General features: G+C 64.6%; 21 protein-coding genes and 2 pseudogenes. 11 read left to right on the top strand and 12 right to left on the bottom strand.

Annotated features, from left to right (window positions below; translation table 11 throughout):
* Positions 1-45 precede the first annotated feature (45 nt).
* The 8 genes and pseudogenes from AC3A35_RS24675 to AC3A35_RS24640 form a co-directional block, all read left to right on the top strand.
* The gene (locus AC3A35_RS24675; RefSeq protein ID WP_487439191.1) at positions 46-711 is read left to right on the top strand and encodes a c-type cytochrome; all 666 of its coding nucleotides are present in this window, start codon (positions 46-48) and stop codon (positions 709-711) included.
* Positions 708-1289: a TlpA family protein disulfide reductase gene (locus tag AC3A35_RS24670; RefSeq protein WP_487439190.1), complete on the top strand. Its 582-nt coding sequence runs from the start codon at positions 708-710 to the stop codon at positions 1287-1289. The genes AC3A35_RS24675 and AC3A35_RS24670 overlap by 4 nt, the downstream gene beginning before the upstream one ends.
* A gap of 163 nt (positions 1290-1452) precedes the next feature.
* A complete protein-coding gene (locus AC3A35_RS24665) occupies positions 1453-2196 on the top strand; it encodes a cytochrome c biogenesis CcdA family protein (protein ID WP_487439189.1) in 744 nt (247 codons plus the stop codon).
* A 66-nt stretch (positions 2197-2262) separates the two neighbouring features.
* Positions 2263-3201, top strand: coding sequence for a F510_1955 family glycosylhydrolase (locus AC3A35_RS24660; protein WP_487439188.1), 939 nt, complete (start codon positions 2263-2265; stop codon positions 3199-3201).
* The gene (locus AC3A35_RS24655) at positions 3198-3806 is read left to right on the top strand and encodes a DsbE family thiol:disulfide interchange protein (protein WP_487439187.1); all 609 of its coding nucleotides are present in this window, start codon (positions 3198-3200) and stop codon (positions 3804-3806) included. The genes AC3A35_RS24660 and AC3A35_RS24655 overlap by 4 nt, the downstream gene beginning before the upstream one ends.
* A gap of 298 nt (positions 3807-4104) precedes the next feature.
* Positions 4105-4362, top strand: a complete 258-nt coding sequence (nrtS, locus tag AC3A35_RS24650) for a nitrate/nitrite transporter NrtS (protein ID WP_487439186.1) — start codon at positions 4105-4107, stop codon at positions 4360-4362.
* Between the two features lie 2 nt (positions 4363-4364).
* Positions 4365-5000 carry a sigma-70 family RNA polymerase sigma factor gene (locus AC3A35_RS24645; RefSeq protein WP_487439185.1) on the top strand — a complete coding sequence of 212 codons (636 nt, stop codon included), beginning with the start codon at positions 4365-4367 and terminating at the stop codon, positions 4998-5000.
* Between the two features lie 87 nt (positions 5001-5087).
* Positions 5088-5251 (top strand): annotated as a pseudogene (locus tag AC3A35_RS24640) (transposase); the annotation flags it as partial.
* 434 nt (positions 5252-5685) lie between these two features.
* Here the strand turns inward: AC3A35_RS24640 and AC3A35_RS24635 are convergent.
* The 10 genes and pseudogenes from AC3A35_RS24635 to AC3A35_RS24590 form a co-directional block, all read right to left on the bottom strand.
* A complete protein-coding gene (locus AC3A35_RS24635) occupies positions 5686-6150 on the bottom strand; it encodes a hypothetical protein (protein ID WP_487439184.1) in 465 nt (154 codons plus the stop codon).
* A gap of 495 nt (positions 6151-6645) precedes the next feature.
* The gene (locus tag AC3A35_RS24630) at positions 6646-7074 is read right to left on the bottom strand and encodes a YybH family protein (protein ID WP_487439183.1); all 429 of its coding nucleotides are present in this window, start codon (positions 7072-7074) and stop codon (positions 6646-6648) included.
* A gap of 340 nt (positions 7075-7414) precedes the next feature.
* Positions 7415-7804 carry a Uma2 family endonuclease gene (locus tag AC3A35_RS24625; RefSeq protein ID WP_487439182.1) on the bottom strand — a complete coding sequence of 130 codons (390 nt, stop codon included), beginning with the start codon at positions 7802-7804 and terminating at the stop codon, positions 7415-7417.
* Positions 7747-7884: pseudogene (locus AC3A35_RS24620) on the bottom strand (HrpB1 family type III secretion system apparatus protein); the annotation flags it as partial. The pseudogene AC3A35_RS24620 and the gene AC3A35_RS24625, both read right to left, overlap by 58 nt.
* Before the next feature lie 34 nt (positions 7885-7918).
* On the bottom strand, positions 7919-10456 hold the full coding sequence (locus AC3A35_RS24615; RefSeq protein ID WP_487439181.1) for an ATP-binding protein: 2538 nt from the start codon (positions 10454-10456) through the stop codon (positions 7919-7921).
* Positions 10457-10466: 10 nt separating this feature from the next.
* Positions 10467-11510: an ABC transporter substrate-binding protein gene (locus AC3A35_RS24610; protein ID WP_487439180.1), complete on the bottom strand. Its 1044-nt coding sequence runs from the start codon at positions 11508-11510 to the stop codon at positions 10467-10469.
* 40 nt (positions 11511-11550) lie between these two features.
* Positions 11551-12396, bottom strand: a complete 846-nt coding sequence (locus tag AC3A35_RS24605) for an arginase family protein (protein WP_487439179.1) — start codon at positions 12394-12396, stop codon at positions 11551-11553.
* Positions 12387-13619: a hypothetical protein gene (locus tag AC3A35_RS24600; RefSeq protein WP_487439178.1), complete on the bottom strand. Its 1233-nt coding sequence runs from the start codon at positions 13617-13619 to the stop codon at positions 12387-12389. The genes AC3A35_RS24605 and AC3A35_RS24600 overlap by 10 nt, the downstream gene beginning before the upstream one ends.
* Positions 13616-14308, bottom strand: a complete 693-nt coding sequence (locus AC3A35_RS24595; protein WP_487439177.1) for a methyltransferase — start codon at positions 14306-14308, stop codon at positions 13616-13618. Before AC3A35_RS24595 ends, AC3A35_RS24600 begins: the two co-directional genes overlap by 4 nt.
* Positions 14309-14327: 19 nt before the next feature.
* Positions 14328-16136 (bottom strand): sensor histidine kinase, encoded by a 1809-nt coding sequence (locus AC3A35_RS24590; protein WP_487439176.1) that lies wholly within the window; start codon positions 16134-16136, stop codon positions 14328-14330.
* On the opposite strand from AC3A35_RS24590, the gene AC3A35_RS24585 reads away from it, so the two are divergent.
* Complete coding sequence (locus tag AC3A35_RS24585; RefSeq protein WP_487439175.1) at positions 16105-16332, top strand: PAS domain S-box protein; 228 nt, start codon at positions 16105-16107, stop codon at positions 16330-16332. The two genes, AC3A35_RS24590 and AC3A35_RS24585, sit on opposite strands and share 32 nt — an antisense overlap.
* Here AC3A35_RS24585 and AC3A35_RS24580 read toward each other — a convergent pair.
* Positions 16235-16570 (bottom strand): hypothetical protein, encoded by a 336-nt coding sequence (locus AC3A35_RS24580; RefSeq protein ID WP_487439174.1) that lies wholly within the window; start codon positions 16568-16570, stop codon positions 16235-16237. The genes AC3A35_RS24585 and AC3A35_RS24580 overlap by 98 nt on opposite strands.
* A gap of 269 nt (positions 16571-16839) precedes the next feature.
* Here AC3A35_RS24580 and cysD point away from each other — a divergent pair, with 269 nt between their 5' ends.
* Together cysD and cysN are read left to right on the top strand one after the other, a co-directional pair.
* Positions 16840-17739, top strand: coding sequence for a sulfate adenylyltransferase subunit CysD (cysD, locus tag AC3A35_RS24575; RefSeq protein WP_487439173.1), 900 nt, complete (start codon positions 16840-16842; stop codon positions 17737-17739).
* Positions 17739-19658: a sulfate adenylyltransferase subunit CysN gene (cysN, locus tag AC3A35_RS24570; protein ID WP_487439172.1), complete on the top strand. Its 1920-nt coding sequence runs from the start codon at positions 17739-17741 to the stop codon at positions 19656-19658. The genes cysD and cysN overlap by 1 nt, the downstream gene beginning before the upstream one ends.
* A gap of 172 nt (positions 19659-19830) precedes the next feature.
* Here the strand turns inward: cysN and AC3A35_RS24565 are convergent, their stop codons facing one another.
* Positions 19831-19980 carry a hypothetical protein gene (locus AC3A35_RS24565; RefSeq protein WP_487439171.1) on the bottom strand — a complete coding sequence of 50 codons (150 nt, stop codon included), beginning with the start codon at positions 19978-19980 and terminating at the stop codon, positions 19831-19833.
* Positions 19981-20012 lie beyond the last annotated feature (32 nt).

Below are 20012 nucleotides of genomic sequence, written 5' to 3'. Positions count from 1 at the left end.
AGGGTGAAGCGGCGGCGACGCGCGAACTGCCTGGAGGAATCCCACATGACAATACCGTGTTCGTTTGCGACCCTGGCAGCGCTGTGCGCCCCCTTGATCTCGACGGCGGCCGGCGATGCGGGCCGCGGCGCGGAAGTTTTCCGCGCCTGTGCCGCGTGCCATTCGTTCGTCGCCGGCGATCACCGCACCGGCCCCAGCCTCGCCGCCGTGTATGGCCGGCGGGTGGGCGCCGCCGAGGGCTTTCAGCGTTACTCCGACGCCTTGCGCCAGTCGGCGGTGGTGTGGAGCGAGCAAGCGCTGGACGCCTGGCTGCGCGATCCGGCCGCCTTCATTCCGGGCAACGCGATGGCGTTCCGCGGTCTGCCCGACGCCCGCGCCCGCGGCGACCTGATCGCCTACCTGCGCGCGGTCTCGGAGGGGAAGGTCGCCACCCCCCGGACGCCGGGTCTGCCGGATCTCAAGACCGCCGAAGCCGGACAGCGCGTGAGCGCCATCCGCCATTGCGGGGACACCTATCACGTCACCCTCGGCGAGGGCAGCAGCTACCCCTTCTGGGAGTTCAACCTGCGCTTCAAGACCGACTCGTCCGCGCGGGGCCCACGCAAGGGCGAGCCGGTCCTCGTCGGCGCCGGCATGGGGGGTGATCGCGCCCAAGTCGTGTTCGCGGCGCCCGGGGAGATTTCCGCCTTCATCCGGAACGCGTGCCAATGACGATGACGAATTCGAAGCGCGGCGCAATCAAGCTCGCGCGAGCGCTCGCCGTCCTCGCCGCCATCGCCGTCGTGATCGCCGCAGGGCGTTTTGGGTACGAGCGCTTCGCACCCGGCACGGTAGCGGCCCGCGCGGGGATTGCATCGCCGCCGTTGCCGGAGATCCGCTTCCAGGATGCGAGCGGCAACAGCCGCTCGCTGTCCGATTTTCGCGGGCGGGTCGTGCTGCTGAATCTGTGGGCCACTTGGTGCGTGCCGTGCCGCAAGGAAATGCCGTCCCTCGACCGCCTGCAGGCGCAGCTGGGCGGTCCCGCCTTCGAGGTGGTGGCCTTGTCCATCGACCGCAGCCCGCCGGCCGTGCGCGAGTTCTACCAGCAATACGGGATCCGCGCACTCGCGCTCTACATCGACCCCTCGACCGAGGTGACGCGCAGCCTCGGCACCGTTGGCATCCCCACCACCTTGCTGGTCGACGGCGAAGGGCGCGAGCTCTGGCGGCGGGTCGGCCCGGCCGAATGGGACGCGCCGGCAGAGGTCGCGGAAATCCGCAAGCATCTGGACGGGCGCACCGAGCCTTGACCAGGCCGATGGCGCCCAGCATGGGCGACCAGCGGGCACCGCACGGGACGCTACGAAGAAAAGGAGAAACACACCGATGAAAGCTTCATTCCCCACGCAGCGCCGGCACCTGTCGTCGGGCGCGTGCTCGACGCCGGATGACAAGACGGAAGCATAGGCTGCCATGATCGAAGCGTCCACCCTCGGACTCGCCGGTGCGGCCGCCGCCGGACTCGTCTCCTTCCTGTCGCCGTGCGTGCTGCCGCTGGTGCCCGCGTACGTCTCTTACGTGGCGGGGCAATCGCTGCACGGCGCCCCGCCCCAGATGGACGCGCGCGCCCGGCTCAACGCCGGGGTCATGAGCCTCTATTTCGTGCTCGGCTTTTCTGCGGTGTTCATCGCGCTGGGCGCGAGCGCCACGGCCCTCGGACACCTGCTGCTGCGCTACCGCTACGAAGCCAACATCGTCAGCGGCCTGATCGTCATCGCCTTCGGCCTGTTCATGCTCGGCCTGTTCCGCCAGGTCTCGTGGTTTCACCGGGACCTCCGCTTCCATCCGCATCTGGCCCGCGGTCACCCGGCGAGCTCGCTGGTGCTCGGGGTCGCCTTCGGCTTCGGGTGGACGCCCTGCATCGGGCCGGTGCTTGGCGTCATCCTGACCGCGAGCGCCATGCAGGGCTCGGTGTCGGGCGGCATGTGGCTGCTCGCGGCCTACGCCGTGGGGCTGGGCGTGCCCTTCGTGCTGTCCGCGGTGTTCATGCACGAGCTGGTCGGCCGCCTCAAGGTGCTGCGCCATGCCGGGCGCCCGTTGCAGGTCGCCGCCGGGGTCGTGATGGTGGCGATGGGCGTGGCGATGGTGACGGGAAAGTTGTCGGAGCTCAGCTACTGGCTCCTCGAGCGGTTCCCCGTGCTCGGGCAGATCGGATGAACGCGGCAGCGTTTTTTTGGGTGGCGAACGGGTCGCTGCCCATCTTCAATGCAACTGGAGGATGAGATGACAAATAAACGCTTGATGGCACGGGCTCCGGCCATGCTTCGCGGCTTCGCCGCATTCCTGTTCCTGAGTGGCGGCAGTGCCTGGGCCGACGTGGCGCTCACCCACGTCCACGGCCTCGCCTGGAGCGCCGACGGCGCGCGCCTCTACATTCCGAGCCATCACGGCCTCGCCGTCTACGAACGCGGCAAGTGGTCCAAGGCACCGGGCCCCAAGCACGACTACATGGGTTTTTCTGCCACCCGCGAACGCTTCTACAGCAGCGGCCATCCGGCGCAAGGCTCGGGTCTGATCAATCCCTTCGGCCTGATCCGCAGCGATGACGGCGGCAAGACGTGGAAGAAGCTCGGCCTCGAAGGCGAGGCCGATTTCCACCTGCTCGCCACCGGCTTCGCCACCAACGCGGTGTATGTGTTCAACCATGGTGCCAACTCGCGGATGAAATCGGGTGGCATCCACTACACGGTAAACGACGGCTTCGCGTGGACGAAAGCCGCCGGGCGCGGCCTCGCCGGCGAGCCCATGAGCGTCGCGGTGCATCCGGAGGACCCGAAAGTGGTGGCGGTCGGGACCCGCGATGGCCTGTTCCTGTCCACCGATTCGGCCGAGAGTTTCCGTCGCACGGCTTCGGGCCAGACCCTGGCGGTGTCCTTCGACCTCGACGGCACGCGGCTGTGGTACGCCGGTCACGATGGTTCGCCGACGCTGCGCCGGATGGACTGGAAGGGCACCCAGGCGAGCGTCGTGGCCTTGCCGCCACTCGCCGATGACGCGGTCGCCTACATCGCCCAGAACCCCGCCCGACGCGACGAGTACGCCATCGCGACCTTCAAGCGCAGCGCCTTCGTGAGCCGCGACGGCGGCAAGAGCTGGGAGTCGATCGCGCGCCAGGGACAGGGCGTGGATCACCGTGAAGGGCCGCAGACGAGCAAGCCATGAGATCCGACACGCACGACGACCTCTATGCGCGCGCCCTGAAGGTGGGCGGTGCCGCGCCCGGGCGCCGGTGGGGCGCACTGCTGCCCGTTGCCATTTTCCTCGCCGTGGTCGTACTCCTCGCCCTCGGCCTGACCCTCAATCCGCGCGACGTGCCCTCCCCGCTCATCGGCAAGCCGGTGCCGACCTTCGACCTGCCGCCGGTCGCGGGCAGGACGCTCGGTCTATCGAGCGCCGACCTGGGCAAGGGCGAGGTGTCGCTAGTGAACGTCTTCGCCTCGTGGTGCGTCGCCTGCCGCGAAGAGCATCCGGTGCTGATGGACCTGAAGGCCCGCGGGCTGGTCCCCATCCACGGTCTTAACTACAAGGACCAGCCCGACGACGCCGCGCGCTGGCTGGCCGAATGGGGCGATCCGTATACCCGCACCGGCGTGGATGTCGATGGCCGGGTGGGCATCGACTGGGGGGTGTACGGCGTGCCCGAGACCTTCGTCATCGGCCCCGATGGGCGCATCGCCTACAAGTACATCGGGCCGCTCACGCCCGAGTTCGTCAGCGCGGAGCTGATGCCGATGGTCGAGCGCCTGCGTGCAACGGGCAAGCCCTGAGCGCGAGCCGATTCCACGGCCACCGGCGCCGCCGGCAAGGAGGATCGACGATGTGGAGACGACGAAACATGCTCCAGGCACTGGGCGCCGGCGCCGGCGCCGGCCTCGCCGCCGCGCCGCGGCCCGTGCGCGTGGCATTGGCCGCAGAGGCTGCCTTGCCAGCGGCCGGACTGCCGGACACGGCGTGCTGCACGGGCTTTCGGACCGGCCGCGCAGTGCGCTGTAAGAATCCTTGGGGTGCCAACGACCGACGACAGCGCAGGCAACCGCCTGCTCGAACTCACGGCATGCGACGAAAATGACACGCTCGGAATCAGGCATTGCCCGCAAGGTCTCCCTGCCCTCGTTGCTCGAAGCCGCTTGCAAAGGCCATGCGGTCAAGGCTGCGACCAAGGTCGCGCTGGTGGTCGGGACGGCATTGAACCTGATCAATCAGAGTCCCCAGATCCTGGCCGGCGACTCAATCAACCTCTGGCATCTGATGCTCAATTATCAGGTGCCCTACTGTGTGTCCAGCTACAGTGCCGCGAGCAACGAACTTCGGCGCAGGACATGACCATGAATCCAGCCAGTTCCCTCGGCGCAGGCGGCAGTGCCGCCAGCCAACTGACCGACCCGAAGATAGTCGCGGGTTTGCACCACGACATGCTGCGCTTCGCCCGGCTCCAGCTGCGGGACAAGGCCATGGCCGAAGATGCGGTCCAGGAAGCGTTCGAGGCCGCGCTGATCGGGGTCGCCCGCTTCGCCGGCGATGCCACGCTCAAGACCTGGGTCTTCGGCATCCTGCGCAACAAGATCGTCGACATCCTGCGCCGCGGGCGGAAAACCGTTTCGCTGAGCAGCGTGCTCGGCAATGACGGCGACGATGACCCCGACGCCGTGCTCGATGCGCTGTTCCGTGAAAACGGCCGGTGGCAGACGAACTCGCGCCCGGCCGCGTGGGCCGCGCCGGAGCAGTCCTTCGAGAACAAACAGTTCTGGGCCATCTTCGAAGCCTGCCTGGATCGCCTGCCGGAGAAGATCGCGCGCGTGTTCATGATGCGCGAGATGCTCGATCTCGAAACCGCAGAAATCTGCGCTGAGGTCAGCATTACCACCAACAACTGCCATGTCATTCTGCACCGCGCGCGCACCAGCCTGCGCAGCTGCCTCGAGTCGACCTGGTTCGTGAAAGGGGAGTGCCGAACATGTTGAGGGAAGCTCTGATCTATTCAGAGCCGGTATAATGCATAAGCCATATATGGCGGCACTGCCATGAAACAGACGACCTTCGCCTCGCTGATGCTGCGGATCTACTACATGCAGCAATGGTATGCGCTGTCGGATCCGGCGGTGGAGGACGCGCTGTACGAGATCGAGTCGATGCGTCGTTTTCCCGGGTGGATCTGGCCGATGATGCGATGCCCGACGAGAGCACGATTCTGAAGTTCCGGCATCTGCTCGAGCTTCGGTGAGGGCCAAGTACGCCGCCTACCGGGCCCAGGATTTGTCGGTGGACACCGACAAGTTCTGGCTGTGGGCCGAAGCCAGGTTCTGACTGGCGTCAGGGCGTCGCTGCAGCCGGTACGGGGCGGGGCGGGGCTCATCGCCACCACCGGCTGCAGCGACGCCCTGACGCATTCGAAATTTCCGGGTCACCCTTGCGTTGGGTGCGGATCCTTACCATGCAGCCATGGTCACTCGATCACCGAGCGCCGGATTTCCGCAACCAATGCAAGGAGAACACCAGCAACTATCCAGAACCGGCCTTCAGGCCGGGGTCCCGGCTTACCGCCCTGAAGGGCGGGCTTTCAAACCGGAGTCAGTTTTACGATGAGTGTGGAAGGACGGCGGGAAGTGCGGCCGCGCTGTGCTGAAAAGACGGGGGAAGGTTGGAGAGTTAAACCGGAAAGTCAAAGGCGGTGCTTGGGCCGGTGCCTGAGCCGGTGCCTGAGCCGGCGCCCGAGGCGCTGGGACAACTACCGGACATTTTGTCCGGTAGCCCTCCGATCGGAACGCCGTGACTGTCGTATTTTTGATTGGCCACAGACCGCGCCACGAGTTCATCCGCCAAAGCCCGAGCAAGACCAGCAGCGCCGGCAGAAACGGCTTGCGCCAGCCCTTCCAGGAGCGCAGTCAAAGGCATTTCGGACGGAGCCCGTCCGCCATTCTCCGGAATAGACCACACCATCGAATCGATGCGTTCACGCTGACGGCGCTTACGCTCTGCAGGCGTCAAGGCGTTACCGGTTGCCGGCCTCCCCCGCTTTTTCACGGGAACAACCGGAAGTTCCGCCGTTACCGTGTCCTCACTCTGCTTAGCCATGATCAGCCCCAAAGCTAACAGCATCAATCCTGTGATCAAGGACTGACACCGCAAAATCGAGCGCTGACAAATATCCGTTCATGTAAGGGTCATTAAGCACCCTGCCCCCCGTCCTGCGAAGCTCAAGAGAGCCGAGAACATCGAGTCTCCTCGTCTGGAGCTCTTCACGTGCCACCTGGAGTTCTTTCATTTCGTTCCCCTATCTAGCAATTAAATTATAGTGACTGTCACCGAAAATACCCAATTGCATTTGGCGTGACAGTCACTATAAGTGATAGGACAGGGCTATAGCGTGACGCTCACGAAAAAGCGCCGAGCGCGTCCAGGCGCTTGAAATGCCTGATGCGCTCATCAGCCGGAAGGCGCTGCACCAGGGCACCAGAGGACGCTTCTCAGGCGGGACGATCGGCACGGGACCAGACACCGACACCGGAGGCGAAAGCGGCTTTATCCCGGCCACACCCCTCTCTCGATCAGGTTGTGGATCTCGGTCTGCAAAACGGATTGGCTGCACCAGGTCATCGCTACTGCTCCTCATGGCTTCAGATCGACGGCCGCCCGGTAGCTGCCATCCATGTAGAAAGGCACGGACGCGTGATCGCAGACGATTCGCCATCGCCCGCTTGCCTTCCGAAGACATGTTGTCGAGCGATACCACATGTCCTGATCTTCGCCGCCTTGGCGCCCCCGCATTCTGGAGAACGCCGACAAGAACGCCAACTCACCCTCGACGGTGAGAACCACGTCGCGCATATCGATCAGGATCGGCCCCTCCCAACCGGCCAGCCAGGCCGCTACGCTGTCGCGGGTCATTCCCTGGCGTCCAAGCGGCGGCGCCAGGTCGTAGATCACAGCATCCGCTGCATAGGATGCGGCGATCGTGTCCGCGTCGTGGTCCGCGTGCGCTCTCCTCAGCTGCTCAAAGACCGCTTCAATCTCAGTTCTATCCGTCATCGCACTCATGACATTCCTCCTTTTCGAGTTGACCTTGGTACCCTGTAGACGAACGGCGCGAGACCAGATCGACAGTTCATGTGGCGATTGCCGCGGGCGTCTTTCCGGCGTGCGCAGCATGGCGGATAAACGTCTGTTGGACTGGGCCGCCCGTGGGTTGGCATACACGTTCATGTAAATGGGAATGCATTCAGCGCTGGCCGCGATGGCGGGTCGCCCGTTCCCGATGGGCAGCGTTTGCGCCTCGCTTAACTATCAGCGCACAGGGAATGGGCTCAGGGCAAGAGAAGCCTTCAGCGCTGATGAGCGCCGTCACTCCGAGCGGTGTCGTAATGTGCTGGCGTAAGGCCTAGCGGCGGGTAGGCTTTCCTAAACGCGTGCTTCGGGCGGGGTGGTTCATGCATTCGATGTGTCCGAGGAGAGCGGGGTTGTCGATGTGCTGACGTAGCACCAGATCGACCTTCCAGGGGAGCAGCAGGCCGTCGATCTCGTTCAGGCTTTCGAGCTTGCGGTAGGCGGCGAACTTGGCGCCGCGGTCGCAGGCGGCGGTGGTCGCGGACAGCACCTCGATGATCAGCACGGGGTGTTCGATGGCGAAATCGGCGTGGCGGTCGCGCTCGTCGCACGTCACCATCACGTCGGGGTAGAAGTAGGCATCGGCCGCATTTCCGGCACCGCGTCGAAGCTGCGCAGTACGTACGAGGCATCCTGGTAGCGGCCGCGCTTGATCATGGTCCATGCGTTGAAGATCTCGAACGAGCGCATGTGGGGGCGAAGCCGGTGCAGGACCATGAGCACGGCCTCCGCTTCGTCGACCATGTCCACCGACGTCAGCCCCTGGGAACCGGGCCGGTCAGGGCTCGAGCGCAGAGGTCTCCGACGCCGCGGGGCGGCCGTACTGGGCCAGGGCCAAACGCAGCTGCTGCAGCTTCGGAGGCTTGCTGAGCACACAGTTCACGTGGGGCGGCACGTCCCCGTTGGCCACCAGCCGCTGCCCCCAGCCGGTGAGAAGGATGACCGGGGTGGAGGGCGACAAGGTCTTGATGCCTTCGGCGACCCTGCGTCCGTCCACGTTCGGCATGCCGAGATCGGTGATCACCACGTCGTATGTCTCGCCATCCCCTTGCGCCGTGCGAAAGGCGTCGATACCGACCTGCCCGCCGTTCGCCTGGGAGACCGCGTGGCCGTCCGCCTCCAGCGTATCGCGCAGCGACTTGAGCAGCAACGGATCGTCATCGACGATGAGAATCCGCTGGCGCGCGGGCATGACGTGGGCTTCCTCCGGCCCTGCGGTGTCGCGGACCACGGCTGGCACCGGGAAGCTGAAACGGATGGTGGTCCCCTGCCCCACGGTGCTCTCGATCTCGAGATCCGCGCTGTGGCGCTGGGCAACCCCATAGACCATCGCCAGGCCCAGGCCCGTTCCGCGCTCCCCTTTGGTGGTGAAGAACGGCTCCAGGCAGCGGATGCGCGTGGCCTCGTCCATGCCGCTCCCCGTGTCGATGACTTCGAGGCAGACCCGCTGATGGCCCGCGGAATGTCTCGTCGTCGTCCGCAGCGTGAGGGAGCCCCCTTCCGGCATGGCGTCGACGGCGTTGAAGACGAGGTTGATGAGCGCTTCCCGTATCTCGGCCTGGCTGCTGGCGATGGCTGGAAGGTCGGGCATGAAGTCGGTCTGCATCGCGATCACGACGCCCCGCCGCTGGGGCATGTCGCTCCAGCGGGCGCGGGTGAGGTCGATGACCTGCTGCGCAAGGACGTTGAGTTGGGTCGTGACGAGCATCGAGTCCGACTCGCGCGGCCGGTAGAACTCGCGCATGCGTGCCACCGTCTGGGCCACGTCGTCCACGGCGCGCTGGATGGTGGTGAGGTAGTCGCGGCTGCGTGCGCTCAGATTTGGCTCCCGCTCCAGCAACGACTCCACATAGAGCGCCACGGGGGACATCGCGTTGTTGATGTCGTGGGCAATGCCGCTCGCCATCTGGCCGAGGGCCCGCAAACGCTCCTGCTGCATCACGGCCTGCTGGGTCTGCCGCAGATCATCGTAGGCCTGCTGCAGAGCGCCGTGGAGCTGCGCCTGATGGGAGGCGAGCGCGACATGTCCGCACAAATGGTTCAGGAACTCGCATTCACCGCTCACGAAGCTGCACGGCTCGCGCCGGGCGGCCACGAGGACGCCGAAAACCTGGCTTTCCACGACAAGCGGCGCCACAACCAGGGCATTCAACCCGCCGCGCGCCAACCGCTGCGGAAAAGGAAACGCCGACGTGCCGATGTCCGGCTCATAGACGAGCTCCCCACGGACGCAGCGCGACAGACCGTTCTGGTCCACCGGGACCCGTGCGTACTCCGGCATGGCGAGCACCTCCACGAGCGCTCCGCTTCGTTCGCCGACAGCGGCGACGGTAAGGAGGTTCCTGACCGCGTCATAGAGGCATACGCAGCAGAAATCGACAGGCAACTGGTCCTCGACGCTGCGCACCACTACCTGAAAGATGCTGTGCAGATCCTGGCGTTCACCGATTGCCCGCGTGATCTGATGCAGCAGGCTGAGGCGCTCGAGGTTCGCCTGGACCTTTCTTTCGGTTTGCTGGCGCACGAGGATCTCGGCCTGCAATATCGCGTTGGCCTTGACCAGCTCGTCCCGCGAGACCGTCGTCCCCTTGAGCCTTTCGGTCATGGCGTCGAACGCTCGGGCGAGATCCCCGATCTCGTCCCTCGTGCTGATGTTGAGCCGGAAATCCAGCGCACCCGCGCCAACGATGGCGGTGCCGTCGCGCAGCCTCACAAGCGGGCGCGCGATGCTCCGGAATGCCAGATACAGGGTCGCAGCGACGATCAGCACGACGCCGCCGCCAAACGCGGCAATGGCGACGCCGGCCCGCTGCTGCGCCGCGAGAACGCCCACGCGACTGCGCTCGGACAGGTTCAGCGCCCCTGCGATCATGGCCTGAGTCTTGTTCGTGATCTGGCCAGTCAGCCGCGCCTCCAGCTCCTCCAGCACCGGGCCGAGCCTCGCGTCGGCCTCCCGTTCCTGGTGAGTCGTCACGAGCAGGGGGAACAAGTCGCCGATCTCCTCGTTGAGCTCGCGCAGTCCGCTCACGATTTCCTGCTCTTCGGTGCCGGAGAACTCGGTCGTGCGCGCAAGCAGGTTCGACAGCGAGGCGTGCCGGAGCCGCCACTGGGCCTGGGCACGCTCCTCGTGGCGCAGCACGTGCTCCAGCGTCAGATACCTGATGGCGGTGACGGCGCTCAGCACGTCGGCGGCGACCTCGTTCTCGGCGAGCCCCTGCTTCACCTGCTGCGTCGTCCACAACAGGATGACGACGATCGCCACGACGACGCCCGCAGAGAACGTTCCGGCAACCTTCAACCGCGTCGAGATATTCATCCTGACGGTCTCAATGGATCACGGTGAGCGAGGCCGGTGCCACGGCCTGCAAACCCTCGAGATAGAGGTGATCCAGATAGTTCGGCATGCCGGCTCCTTCGGTCAGCTTGTTCTTGATCGCCCATCGCGTCTGGTCCTCCAGGGCGAGCAGCAGACCCTGGTCGAGGCTGACGGCGAATCGATATGACGACCACAGATCCTTAAGCCTGGCTGCATCGGTCTGGAGGCTCTCGGCAACGATGTCGCTCGCCTCTCCCGGCCTCTGCCTGCAGTACTGTGCGCCGCGGACCAAGGCTCGCAGGACCTTCTCAACGATCTCGGGGTGGCTGGCCACGTAGTCCCGCGTTCCACTGATGCTGTACAGCGAGTCGTAGACTTCTCCGACCGAGAAGGTCGCCGCGTTCTCGCCGAGCTGCTCGCGTAGCTCGCGCAGGTAAGGCTCCCAGGTGGACGCCGCATCGATCTGCCCTTCCGCCATCGCCCCGGCGAGCTCCTCGGGCTTGAGATCGCGCATCTCCACGTCGTCCGACGACAGCCGCTGACGGTTGAGGAATGCGTCGAGCACGAATTGGCCGGACGTATTGAGCGTGACGCCAATGCGCATGCCCTTGAGGCTGGCCGGCACGGCGAGGCCGCGATCCCGCCTGCCCACGATTCCGTAATCCTGCTCCGCCGCGGATATGGTGGCGATGACGCTCACGGGCAGCCCCTTCGTCGCCGCGAACACGATCGGAAGCTCGGCCGACGTCCCCAGGTCGGCCGCCCCGTGCAGCGTCGCATCCAATGCAGCTTTGCCGGTGGTGTAGGACTGCAGCGTGGCGTTCAGCCCCTCGTCCTTGAAGTAGCCCTGCTCCCGGGCCACGAGCACCGGGCAGGTGCCGGCGTAGGCCGTGTTGGCGATCCTTACGTGCTGGAGCGGCGCCACCGACCGGGAGGCCTGCGTGCGCCACACGTACGCCGTCGCCAGAAGCGCTGCGGCCACCACGACCAGGCCGGCCAGCACGCGCTTCGAAATCCTTCGATCTTCGGGCTCTGTCGCTTTCGACGTCATCATCACGCTCCCTCGGTCAGCTCACCCACGCCACACTGCAAGCTCAAGAACCGCCCATGCCCAAGCCCAGCTCCCGGAGCAACTCCAGACAGGCGGTCGCGGTCCGGTTGTCAAAATCCTTCTCCTCGTGCCACGCCGAGACGGAGACGGCCACGATATTCGCGTCGCGGAGCGACCGGAAGAGCGCGCCGATCTCCGCGCGGGAAGGTCCGCGCTTGACGTGGTACTTGAGTGCGGGCATCTCGGCTTCCGCATCCAGCACGTCGGTGTCCCAATGAAGATAGAGGCTCTGATCCGGCTCCAGACGCGCGGGGACGTCCGCAATGGGGCATGTGATCACCCTCGAGGCCCGGAGCGCCTCCTTTTCGCCGGGATCGAGATCCCGCGCGTCGGACAAGAGCACTCTTTCTTCCGGATAGGGATCGCACCCGATCGCAGCCCTGAAGGACGACACCACATCCCGCTCTCCCCTGCGCCGGTCGGCCCGCCCCACGAGCAAGGCCAGCGCCATTCCCCCGATGTACTGGGTCTGGGTCGTTCCCCAGACATGGAAATCCCCATGGGCATCGAGCCAGAGGATGCGCTGGGGCCGCTTCCCGGCTTTTTCCAGTCCGCCGAGCACACCGAGCGACGACACGCAATCCCCCGCCAGGCTGACCGGCACCGAGCCCTCGACTGCAATCTCGCCGATTGCATCGGAGAGGCGTGAATAGATGCCACCCATTCGCCGCAGCTGCTCGTTGGGATCCGTGATTCTCGTCTCCTCGAAGCCGGGAACCTGCAGCGTCTCCCACTCATCGGCGTCGATCTCCCCGATCCGGCAAAGCCCGTCCCGCCGCTGCCCCATGAGAAACGGCACGATCAGCTTACGGTACTTGTCTATAGCCATGTTCTGGGGTCCAGGTCGTACTGGAGCGATCGCATCATGTCCCTGACCTCCGTCCGCTCCCCAAGCCTGAGCAGCTGGCTGCGCCTTCTCCAGCGCCCCGCTCGCGGCGGCGCGATCGCCATGACCGCCGGGAGCACCGGGGGCACGTTCATCTTCCCCAGGCCGAGATAGTCGGTCATCCTCCTCGTCGCGCCCGAAGGGTCCAGCAGGAATCCCTCGAAACCGACTCGCAAGGCCTGTACGCCGCTGGCGAGAATCGCGTCGTGGGCCGACATCCACTGATTGAGACAGACCTCGTCCAGGTCTGTGCGGGTGAATGCGCGCCAGTTGGGCGGCAGGTCGAACTTCCACCACTCCCTGCCGAAGCCGACGAGATCGGAGTAGCCCTTGATGTCCAGGCGACCGGCATGTCCCACTTTGTGGGAGAAGAACCCCATCGGGCTGAGCCATCCGTCGATGAGCCCGTTGACGGATTGCGCGTAGCCCCTGGTGAGATGGATGTATTTCACGTCGGCATGGGGAAAGAGCTGCTCGTACATCCCGATCCGGTACACGTCGGGCGGGGCCTTGAAGAGCAGGGTCTTGGTCTCGGCGTCGTCCGCCGCGAACCGCCTTCCTTTGATCCGTGGCACGACGAAGGGGGGCTCCTCGATCTTCACAGGCTCTCTGAAGAGGACATTGGCGCAGGAATCCAGGTAGCCGTCGTAATAGTGGATCCTCCACGGGTCGTTCCTGAAGACCCTGGAAAGGACCAGCGCCTGCAGCGCCCTTTCGTCCCAATCGCGAAGCACCGCCATGTCCTCCACCACCCGAACGAGCGACCGGGCAAGGTCGGCATGCCGGCCGGCCTCGGCGAACACGCCCGGAAACTGCAGCAGCAGCCTCCTCTCCCATCGCGCCCTGAACTCGTCCGGCGGCGGGAGCGTGTCCGAGGGCACGGTCAGATCGTCCAGGACGTTGTCCGCCAAAGCGCCCTTGTTCGACACCATGCGGATCGCATCGCTGTCCGAGTTGTAGCCGAAGCCGTTTTCCGTCAAGGCCAGGAACGGCTCGATCTCGCCATCCATCGATGCGATATCCGGGTGAGCGGCCAGAACGCTCTTCACCAGGCTCGACCCCGACCTGGGACTCGTCAGGATGACGGCCACCCTCTTGACCCGCGGGCCCAGGTCCGATCGGGGCACGTCGCGGAGGGCATTGATCGCCCGTATCAGATCCGTCATGCCGGCGTGGATCGCGGCGCCCGGCGAAGGACGCACGCAAAGAAACGCTTTGCCCCGTTCGTGCCTTCGAGCGCGCTTCCGACCACCCGGATCGAAAAGCCGGCCACCCTGGCAAGTCGCCGGATTTCCTGCATATGACCGAAGCTCGACTGGGCAAAGTAGATTCGGCCGTCCTGCTTGAGATGTCGCCCGACCTCCCTGAAGAACCGCCTGTTGGTCTTGAAGTCGGTATCCCACTGGGACCGGGCGACGAGATCGTGCGCCGGCTTGTTTCTGAAGGGCAGGTTCGCGGTGATCACGTCGAACTGCTCTCCTTTGACGCCTTCGAAGAGGTTCGAGCGCCTGAGCTCCATGATCCGATCGAAGCCGTGCAGCTTCGCGTTGCATGTGGCGCTCCTGATCGCCGCTGGGTTGATATCCACCGCAACCACCCTTTCCGCGCCCTGGTAGCAGGCGAACACAGCGATGACCCCTGAGCCCGTTCCCACGTCCAGCACGCTTTCGCCCTTCTCGACCCGCAGACTTCTGACCAGCGGCTGGCTGTCCCTGAAGGGCCAAAAGGTGTTCCTGTACACTAGGAACGTCTTGCCGAGATAGGTGATGGTCTTTCCCGTTGCGGGCACCGACTTGAAGGCCCTCTGCCGCGCCTCCTGCCAACGATCGATTTTCGATATGTTGATGACGGACATGTCTCCCTTGGCCCTCTCGTCAGCAGAACGATCTCTTGCTCTCGGACGCCGACCGCTCGGCCTCCGGACGAATCGGATCGACACGTTCGACCGGCGGGCGCGCTTCCGGCTCACCGGCATGTGCGCGGCTCACCCGGCCCCCCCTTTGCCGGGGCAGGCTGAAGGAGAAAGTCGCGCCCACATTCACCTTGCCTTCAGCCCAGATCCGGCCGCCGTGGCGCGTGACCACCCGATGCGCGATGGCCAGGCCCACGCCGCTACCCGGGAAACTGGCGGCGGAATGCAGGCGTTGGAAGACCTCGAACAGCTTGTCGTAGTACTCCATGTCGAAGCCGACGCCGTTGTCGCGAACGAGATAAACGACCTCCGCCTCGCTTTCCTCGCCGCCTACGTGGATCTCGGGGCGCTCAGCCTTGCCGCTGTACTTCACGGCGTTGGAGAGCAGGTTGATCCAGACCTGCTTCAGCAGGGCCCGATCGCCCCAGGCGGACGGGAGGTCCGGTACGGAGAGGTTCACTGCTTCCATCGGCGTACCGCCGCTCATCTCCGCCCACGCTTCATGCACGACGGTGGTCATGTCCACCTTCCCCAGCGTCATGGCCTGGCGCCCGAGCCTGGAAAACTCCAGGATGTCGTCGATCAATATCCCCATCCGGCGGCTGCCGTCGCGCATGACCTCGAACATTCGCTGGCTGAGCTCATCGAGCTTGTCGCCCAGCCGCTCCTCGATCACGTGGGAGTACGCGTTGATCGCGCGCAGAGGCGAGCGCAGGTCGTGGGACACCGAATAGGCGAAGGCCTCGAGCTCCTTGTTTGCGGCCTCGAGCTCCCTGTTGGCGATTTCGAGCTCGGCCGCCCGGCTGCGCAGGCGCTGCTCGAGCAGGGCGTTCTCCATGCGCAGCTGCCGCATCGCCAGGGCGCGGGCCAGCACCGGCAGGATGGCGCTCAACTTGAACGGCTTGAGGATGTAGTCGACGGCGCCTTCCTTCATGGCTTCGACCGCGGTCGCGATCGTGCCTTCGCCGGTCATGACGATGCCGGCCAGATCCGCCTGGATTGCGCGCGCGGCCTGCAGCAAGGCGATGCCGTCCATCTCGGGCATCATCAGATCGGTGAGCAGGAGATCGAAACTCCCCTCCCGCAGGGCTGCCAGGGCCGCGTTGCCTGAGTTGCAGCCGGCCGTCTCGTAGCCGTGGTCGCGCAGCGTGTTGCACAGGGCCTGCAACTGGGCCGCCTCGTCGTCGACGATGAGAATCCTTGCAGCCTGCTCGCTCGCTGTAGCCATGTCAGACACCCCTCTCGGCCCATTATGGGTTGCAGGGCAGCGAAATGCCAATAAGATTTTCCGAACGTCGCCGCCCCGCTTCGACTCCGCGGCATCGGCTTCGCATCGGCGGCGGCGCCCTGCTCCCGCCCCCGCCACAATTGCATAGCCGTGATCCTTTAGCCGCGGCGCACCATGGACGAGGGGCATCATGTCCTCCGAAAAAAGCCGAAGAGCCCACAGGCGAGAAACTGCGCAAGGCGCGGCGCGACGGGGAAGTCGCAGGATCTCGGCATCGCCGCGGTCCTGCTGGGCGTTACCGTCGCCATGTCGTCGCCATGTGGATGGGCGGCGGCTGTACGAAGCGCTGGCGCGCAGCGCGCGCGCCCTGCGCGCGATGACGCAGGGCAGCCCGCCACTGGCGCCCTTGCCGGTGGTCCGCGCGGACAAGATCGGCACGCTGATCGACGGCTTCAACCAGTTGCAGGCCACCCTGCGCGCCAAGGAAGAACGCCTGCGGCTGTCGGCCAGCGTGTTCGAGAACGCGCGCGAAGGCATCGTCATCACCGACCCCTTTGGCCGCATCATCGGTGTCACTCCGAGCTTTACCCTGCTCACCGGGTACACCGCCGAGGAAGTCACCGGCCACAACCCCAGTGTCCTCAATTCGGGGCGACGGCGTAGAACATGTACGGATTGTTGGCGCCGGCGACCGGCGTGCTGCGCCCGGGAACGATCGCGGCCGGCGTCGCGACGTTGACGCCGACCGGCTGCGCCGGCGCGAAGTCGAGGTTGAAGATGGCGTGAGGATGCACGCCGTAGACGACGAGCGAGATGATGAACGCCGGCGCGCCGGGCGCCGCGTTCAGCAGCAGCCGGACCTGCGCCCTCTGGCAGTCGGTGAAGTACTGGATCGGCATCGGCCCCATTTCCGGATCGCCCTGCGCGCTCGTCTTCGAGCCCTGGTCGTCGGGAGCGGCGATCGGCGTCGAGTCCATCACGCATTCGTAGCGCGCCTCCTCGCAGCGCACTACACAGCACGAGACGCAGTCCCGGTCACACATGGCAGCGGGTCAGGCAGAAGGTGCCGAAGCCGAGCAGCCTCCAGCGATTACTCTTGTATTCGATGTGGTCGAAAGCCTGTTTAATGGCACGCTTTCGGGAACCAGTTCCTCTCTGAGAGCAAACGGGGCTTTGCGGCTTGGGGTATGTGGCGCTGTTGCGTGGGCGTCGGCCTCGGGTCCAGCTCCTTAGACCGAGATTCAAAATGACTTTGACCCACCTGCAGCGACTTGAAGCCGAAAGCATCCATATCATGCGCGAGGTTGTCGCTGAGGCGGACAATCCGGTGATGCTGTATTCGATCGGCAAGGACAGCGCGGTGATGCTGCACCTGGCGATGAAGGCCTTCTACCCGGCCAAGCCACCCTTCCCCTTGTTGCATGTGGATACCGGCTGGAAGTTTCACGACATGTATGCGTTTCGCGAACGCATGGTGAATGAGCTGGGGTTCGAGCTGCTGGTGCACATCAATCCAGATGGTCTGGCCAAGGGCATCAACCCATTTGTCCATGGTTCGGCGATCCACACGGACATCATGAAGACCGAGGGGCTCAAGCAGGCCCTCGAGAAATACGGTTTCGATGCCGCATTTGGCGGCGCACGACGTGACGAGGAGAAGTCACGGGCAAAGGAGCGTGTGTTTTCGTTCCGCTCCACGCAGCATCGCTGGGATCCCAAGTGCCAACGCCCGGAACTCTGGAAGCTGTACAACACACGCAAGCACAAGGGGGAGTCGATACGGGTGTTTCCGCTGTCGAACTGGACTGAACTCGATATCTGGCAGTACATCCACTTGGAGAAGGTGCCGATCGTGCCGCTCTACTACTCGGCATTGCGCCCGGTGGTGCTGCGCGACGGCGCCTTGATCATGGTCGATGACGAGAGGATGCCACTCAGGCCGGGTGAGGAGCCCATGATGCGCAAGGTGCGGTTCCGCACCCTGGGGTGTTATCCATTGACCGGTGCAGTGGAGTCCGAGGCGGATACCCTGCCGGCAATCATCCAGGAAATGCTGCTGACCCGAACTTCCGAGCGCCAAGGGCGGGTCATCGACCATGATTCGGCGGCGTCAATGGAAAAGAAAAAACAGGAGGGGTACTTCTGATGGCACATGTATCCGAGCTTATCGCGACCGATATCGACGAGTATCTGCGTGCACATGAACGCAAGAGCCTACTGCGCTTCATTACCTGCGGTAGCGTGGACGATGGTAAGAGCACGCTGATCGGTCGCCTGCTGTTTGAGTCAAAAATGCTGTTTGAGGATCACCTCGCGGCCGTTGAGGCGGACTCCAGAAAATGGGGTACACAGGGGGATGCGATCGATTCCGCGTTGCTGGTGGATGGTCTGGCTGCAGAGCGCGAGCAGGGCATCACGATCGACGTTGCCTATCGTTTTTTCTCAACAGACAAGCGCAAGTTCATTGTTGCCGACACACCGGGGCACGAACAATACACCCGCAACATGATTACGGGCGCGTCCACTGCGGATGTGGCGGTGCTGATGGTCGATGCCCGCAAGGGTGTCCTGACCCAGACGCGGCGGCACAGCTACCTGGCGTCGCTGATCGGGATTCGCCAGGTTGTCGTTGCCATCAACAAGATGGACCTGGTGGATTACGCCGAGAAGACTTTTCGCTCGATCGTCGAGGACTACCGTAGCTTCGCCGCCCAGATCGGGCTGGAGAACGTCACCTATGTTCCGCTGTCCGCGTTCAAGGGCGACAACATCATCGAGCCCAGCGTCCAGATGCCCTGGTATCACGGCACGACGCTGATGGGCTACCTCGAGTCGGTGGAGATTGACGACAACCGCATGCAGCGGAAGCCATTGCGCATGCCGGTGCAATGGGTCAATCGGCCGAATCTGGATTTTCGGGGTTTCGCCGGGGCAGTGGCAGGTGGGCTTGTCCGACCGGGTGACCGCATTCGCGTTCAGCCGTCCGGTCGCGAGAGCACGGTGGCGCGTATCGTGACCCGCGATGGCGACTTGCCGATGGCGGTAGCTGGCCAGTCGATCACATTGACGCTGACCGACGAGGTCGATATTTCGCGCGGAGACGTCATTTCCACCGTCGATGCATCGGCGGAGGTGGCGGACCAGTTCGAGGCTGCGGTGGTGTGGATGCATGAAGAGCCGATGTTGCCGGGGCGGCCGTATCTGCTGAAGATTGGCGCCAGGACGGTGAGCGCCACGATCACGGATATCAAGTATCAGGTGAACGTGAACACCCTGGAGCACATCGCCGCCAAGAAGCTCGTGCTCAATGCGATCGGCGTCTGTAACCTGAGTCTCGACCGCCAGATCGCTTTTGACCCCTATGTCGAGAATCGAGATACCGGTGGCTTCATCCTCATCGATCGCCTGAGCAACAGCACCGTCGGTGCCGGGATGCTGCACTTTGCCTTGCGCCGCGCGCACAACATTCATAGGCAGCATCTCGACGTGGACAAGCGTGCGCGTGCCGCGCAAAAGGGGCAGAGCAGTTGCGTGCTCTGGTTTACCGGGTTGTCGGGGGCGGGCAAGTCCGCCATCGCCAACGTGCTGGAGAAGAAGTTGTTGGCGCGGGGACGGCATACCTATCTGCTGGATGGCGACAATGTCCGCCATGGGCTGAACAAGGATCTGGGCTTCACCGATGTGGATCGGGTTGAGAACATCCGCCGCGTGGCCGAGGTGGCAAGGCTGATGGCGGATGCGGGGCTGATTGTGCTGACCGCGTTCATTTCGCCGTTCAGGGCGGAGCGACAGATGGCGCGAGGGCTCCTCGAAGACGGCGAGTTCGTCGAGATCTACGTCGACACGCCGCTGGTCGTGGCCGAGGAGCGCGATCCCAAGGGCCTGTACAAAAAGGCGCGTCGGGGCGAGCTGAACAACTTCACCGGTATCGACTCTCCCTACGAGCCGCCGGAGCGCGCCGAGATCCGTGTGGATACCACCAGCCTGACGGCCGAAGCCGCGGCTGACGAGATCCTGGCGTTCCTTGAAGGTCGGGGGATGTTGAACGAAAAGCCCGTTCGATAGGGCGCGGGAGTCGCTCGTCCGGCAGAAAAGCTCGGCGCCGGGTGCAATGCCCGGCTGCCTTCACTTGCCCGCGACGTCCTGCAAAAGGTCATCCGCGCCAACCGTCGCTTCGGTTCCGAACAGACTACAACGCTACACCAGGTTGAACGGAAGACGTAGCGGGAGGGGCGCCTCAGAATGCCGCGTCCATTCCCAGCATGAACTGGTGGCCGTCGTAACGATAGCGCGCGAGATTGCTGTGGTTGTCGGGATAGCAATACTCGGCGAAGGCGCTGTACCTGAGGCCCAGTGAGCAGGCGCACACCCGACATTCGTTTCGCACCTGCGCGTGCTGGCGGCCGTAGTGAGGCGCGC

The sequence above is a fragment of the Azoarcus sp. Soil_N_20 genome (assembly GCF_057656155.1).
Note: the sequence above shows the minus strand (reverse complement) of the source record. Positions and strands in the feature narration are given on the sequence as shown.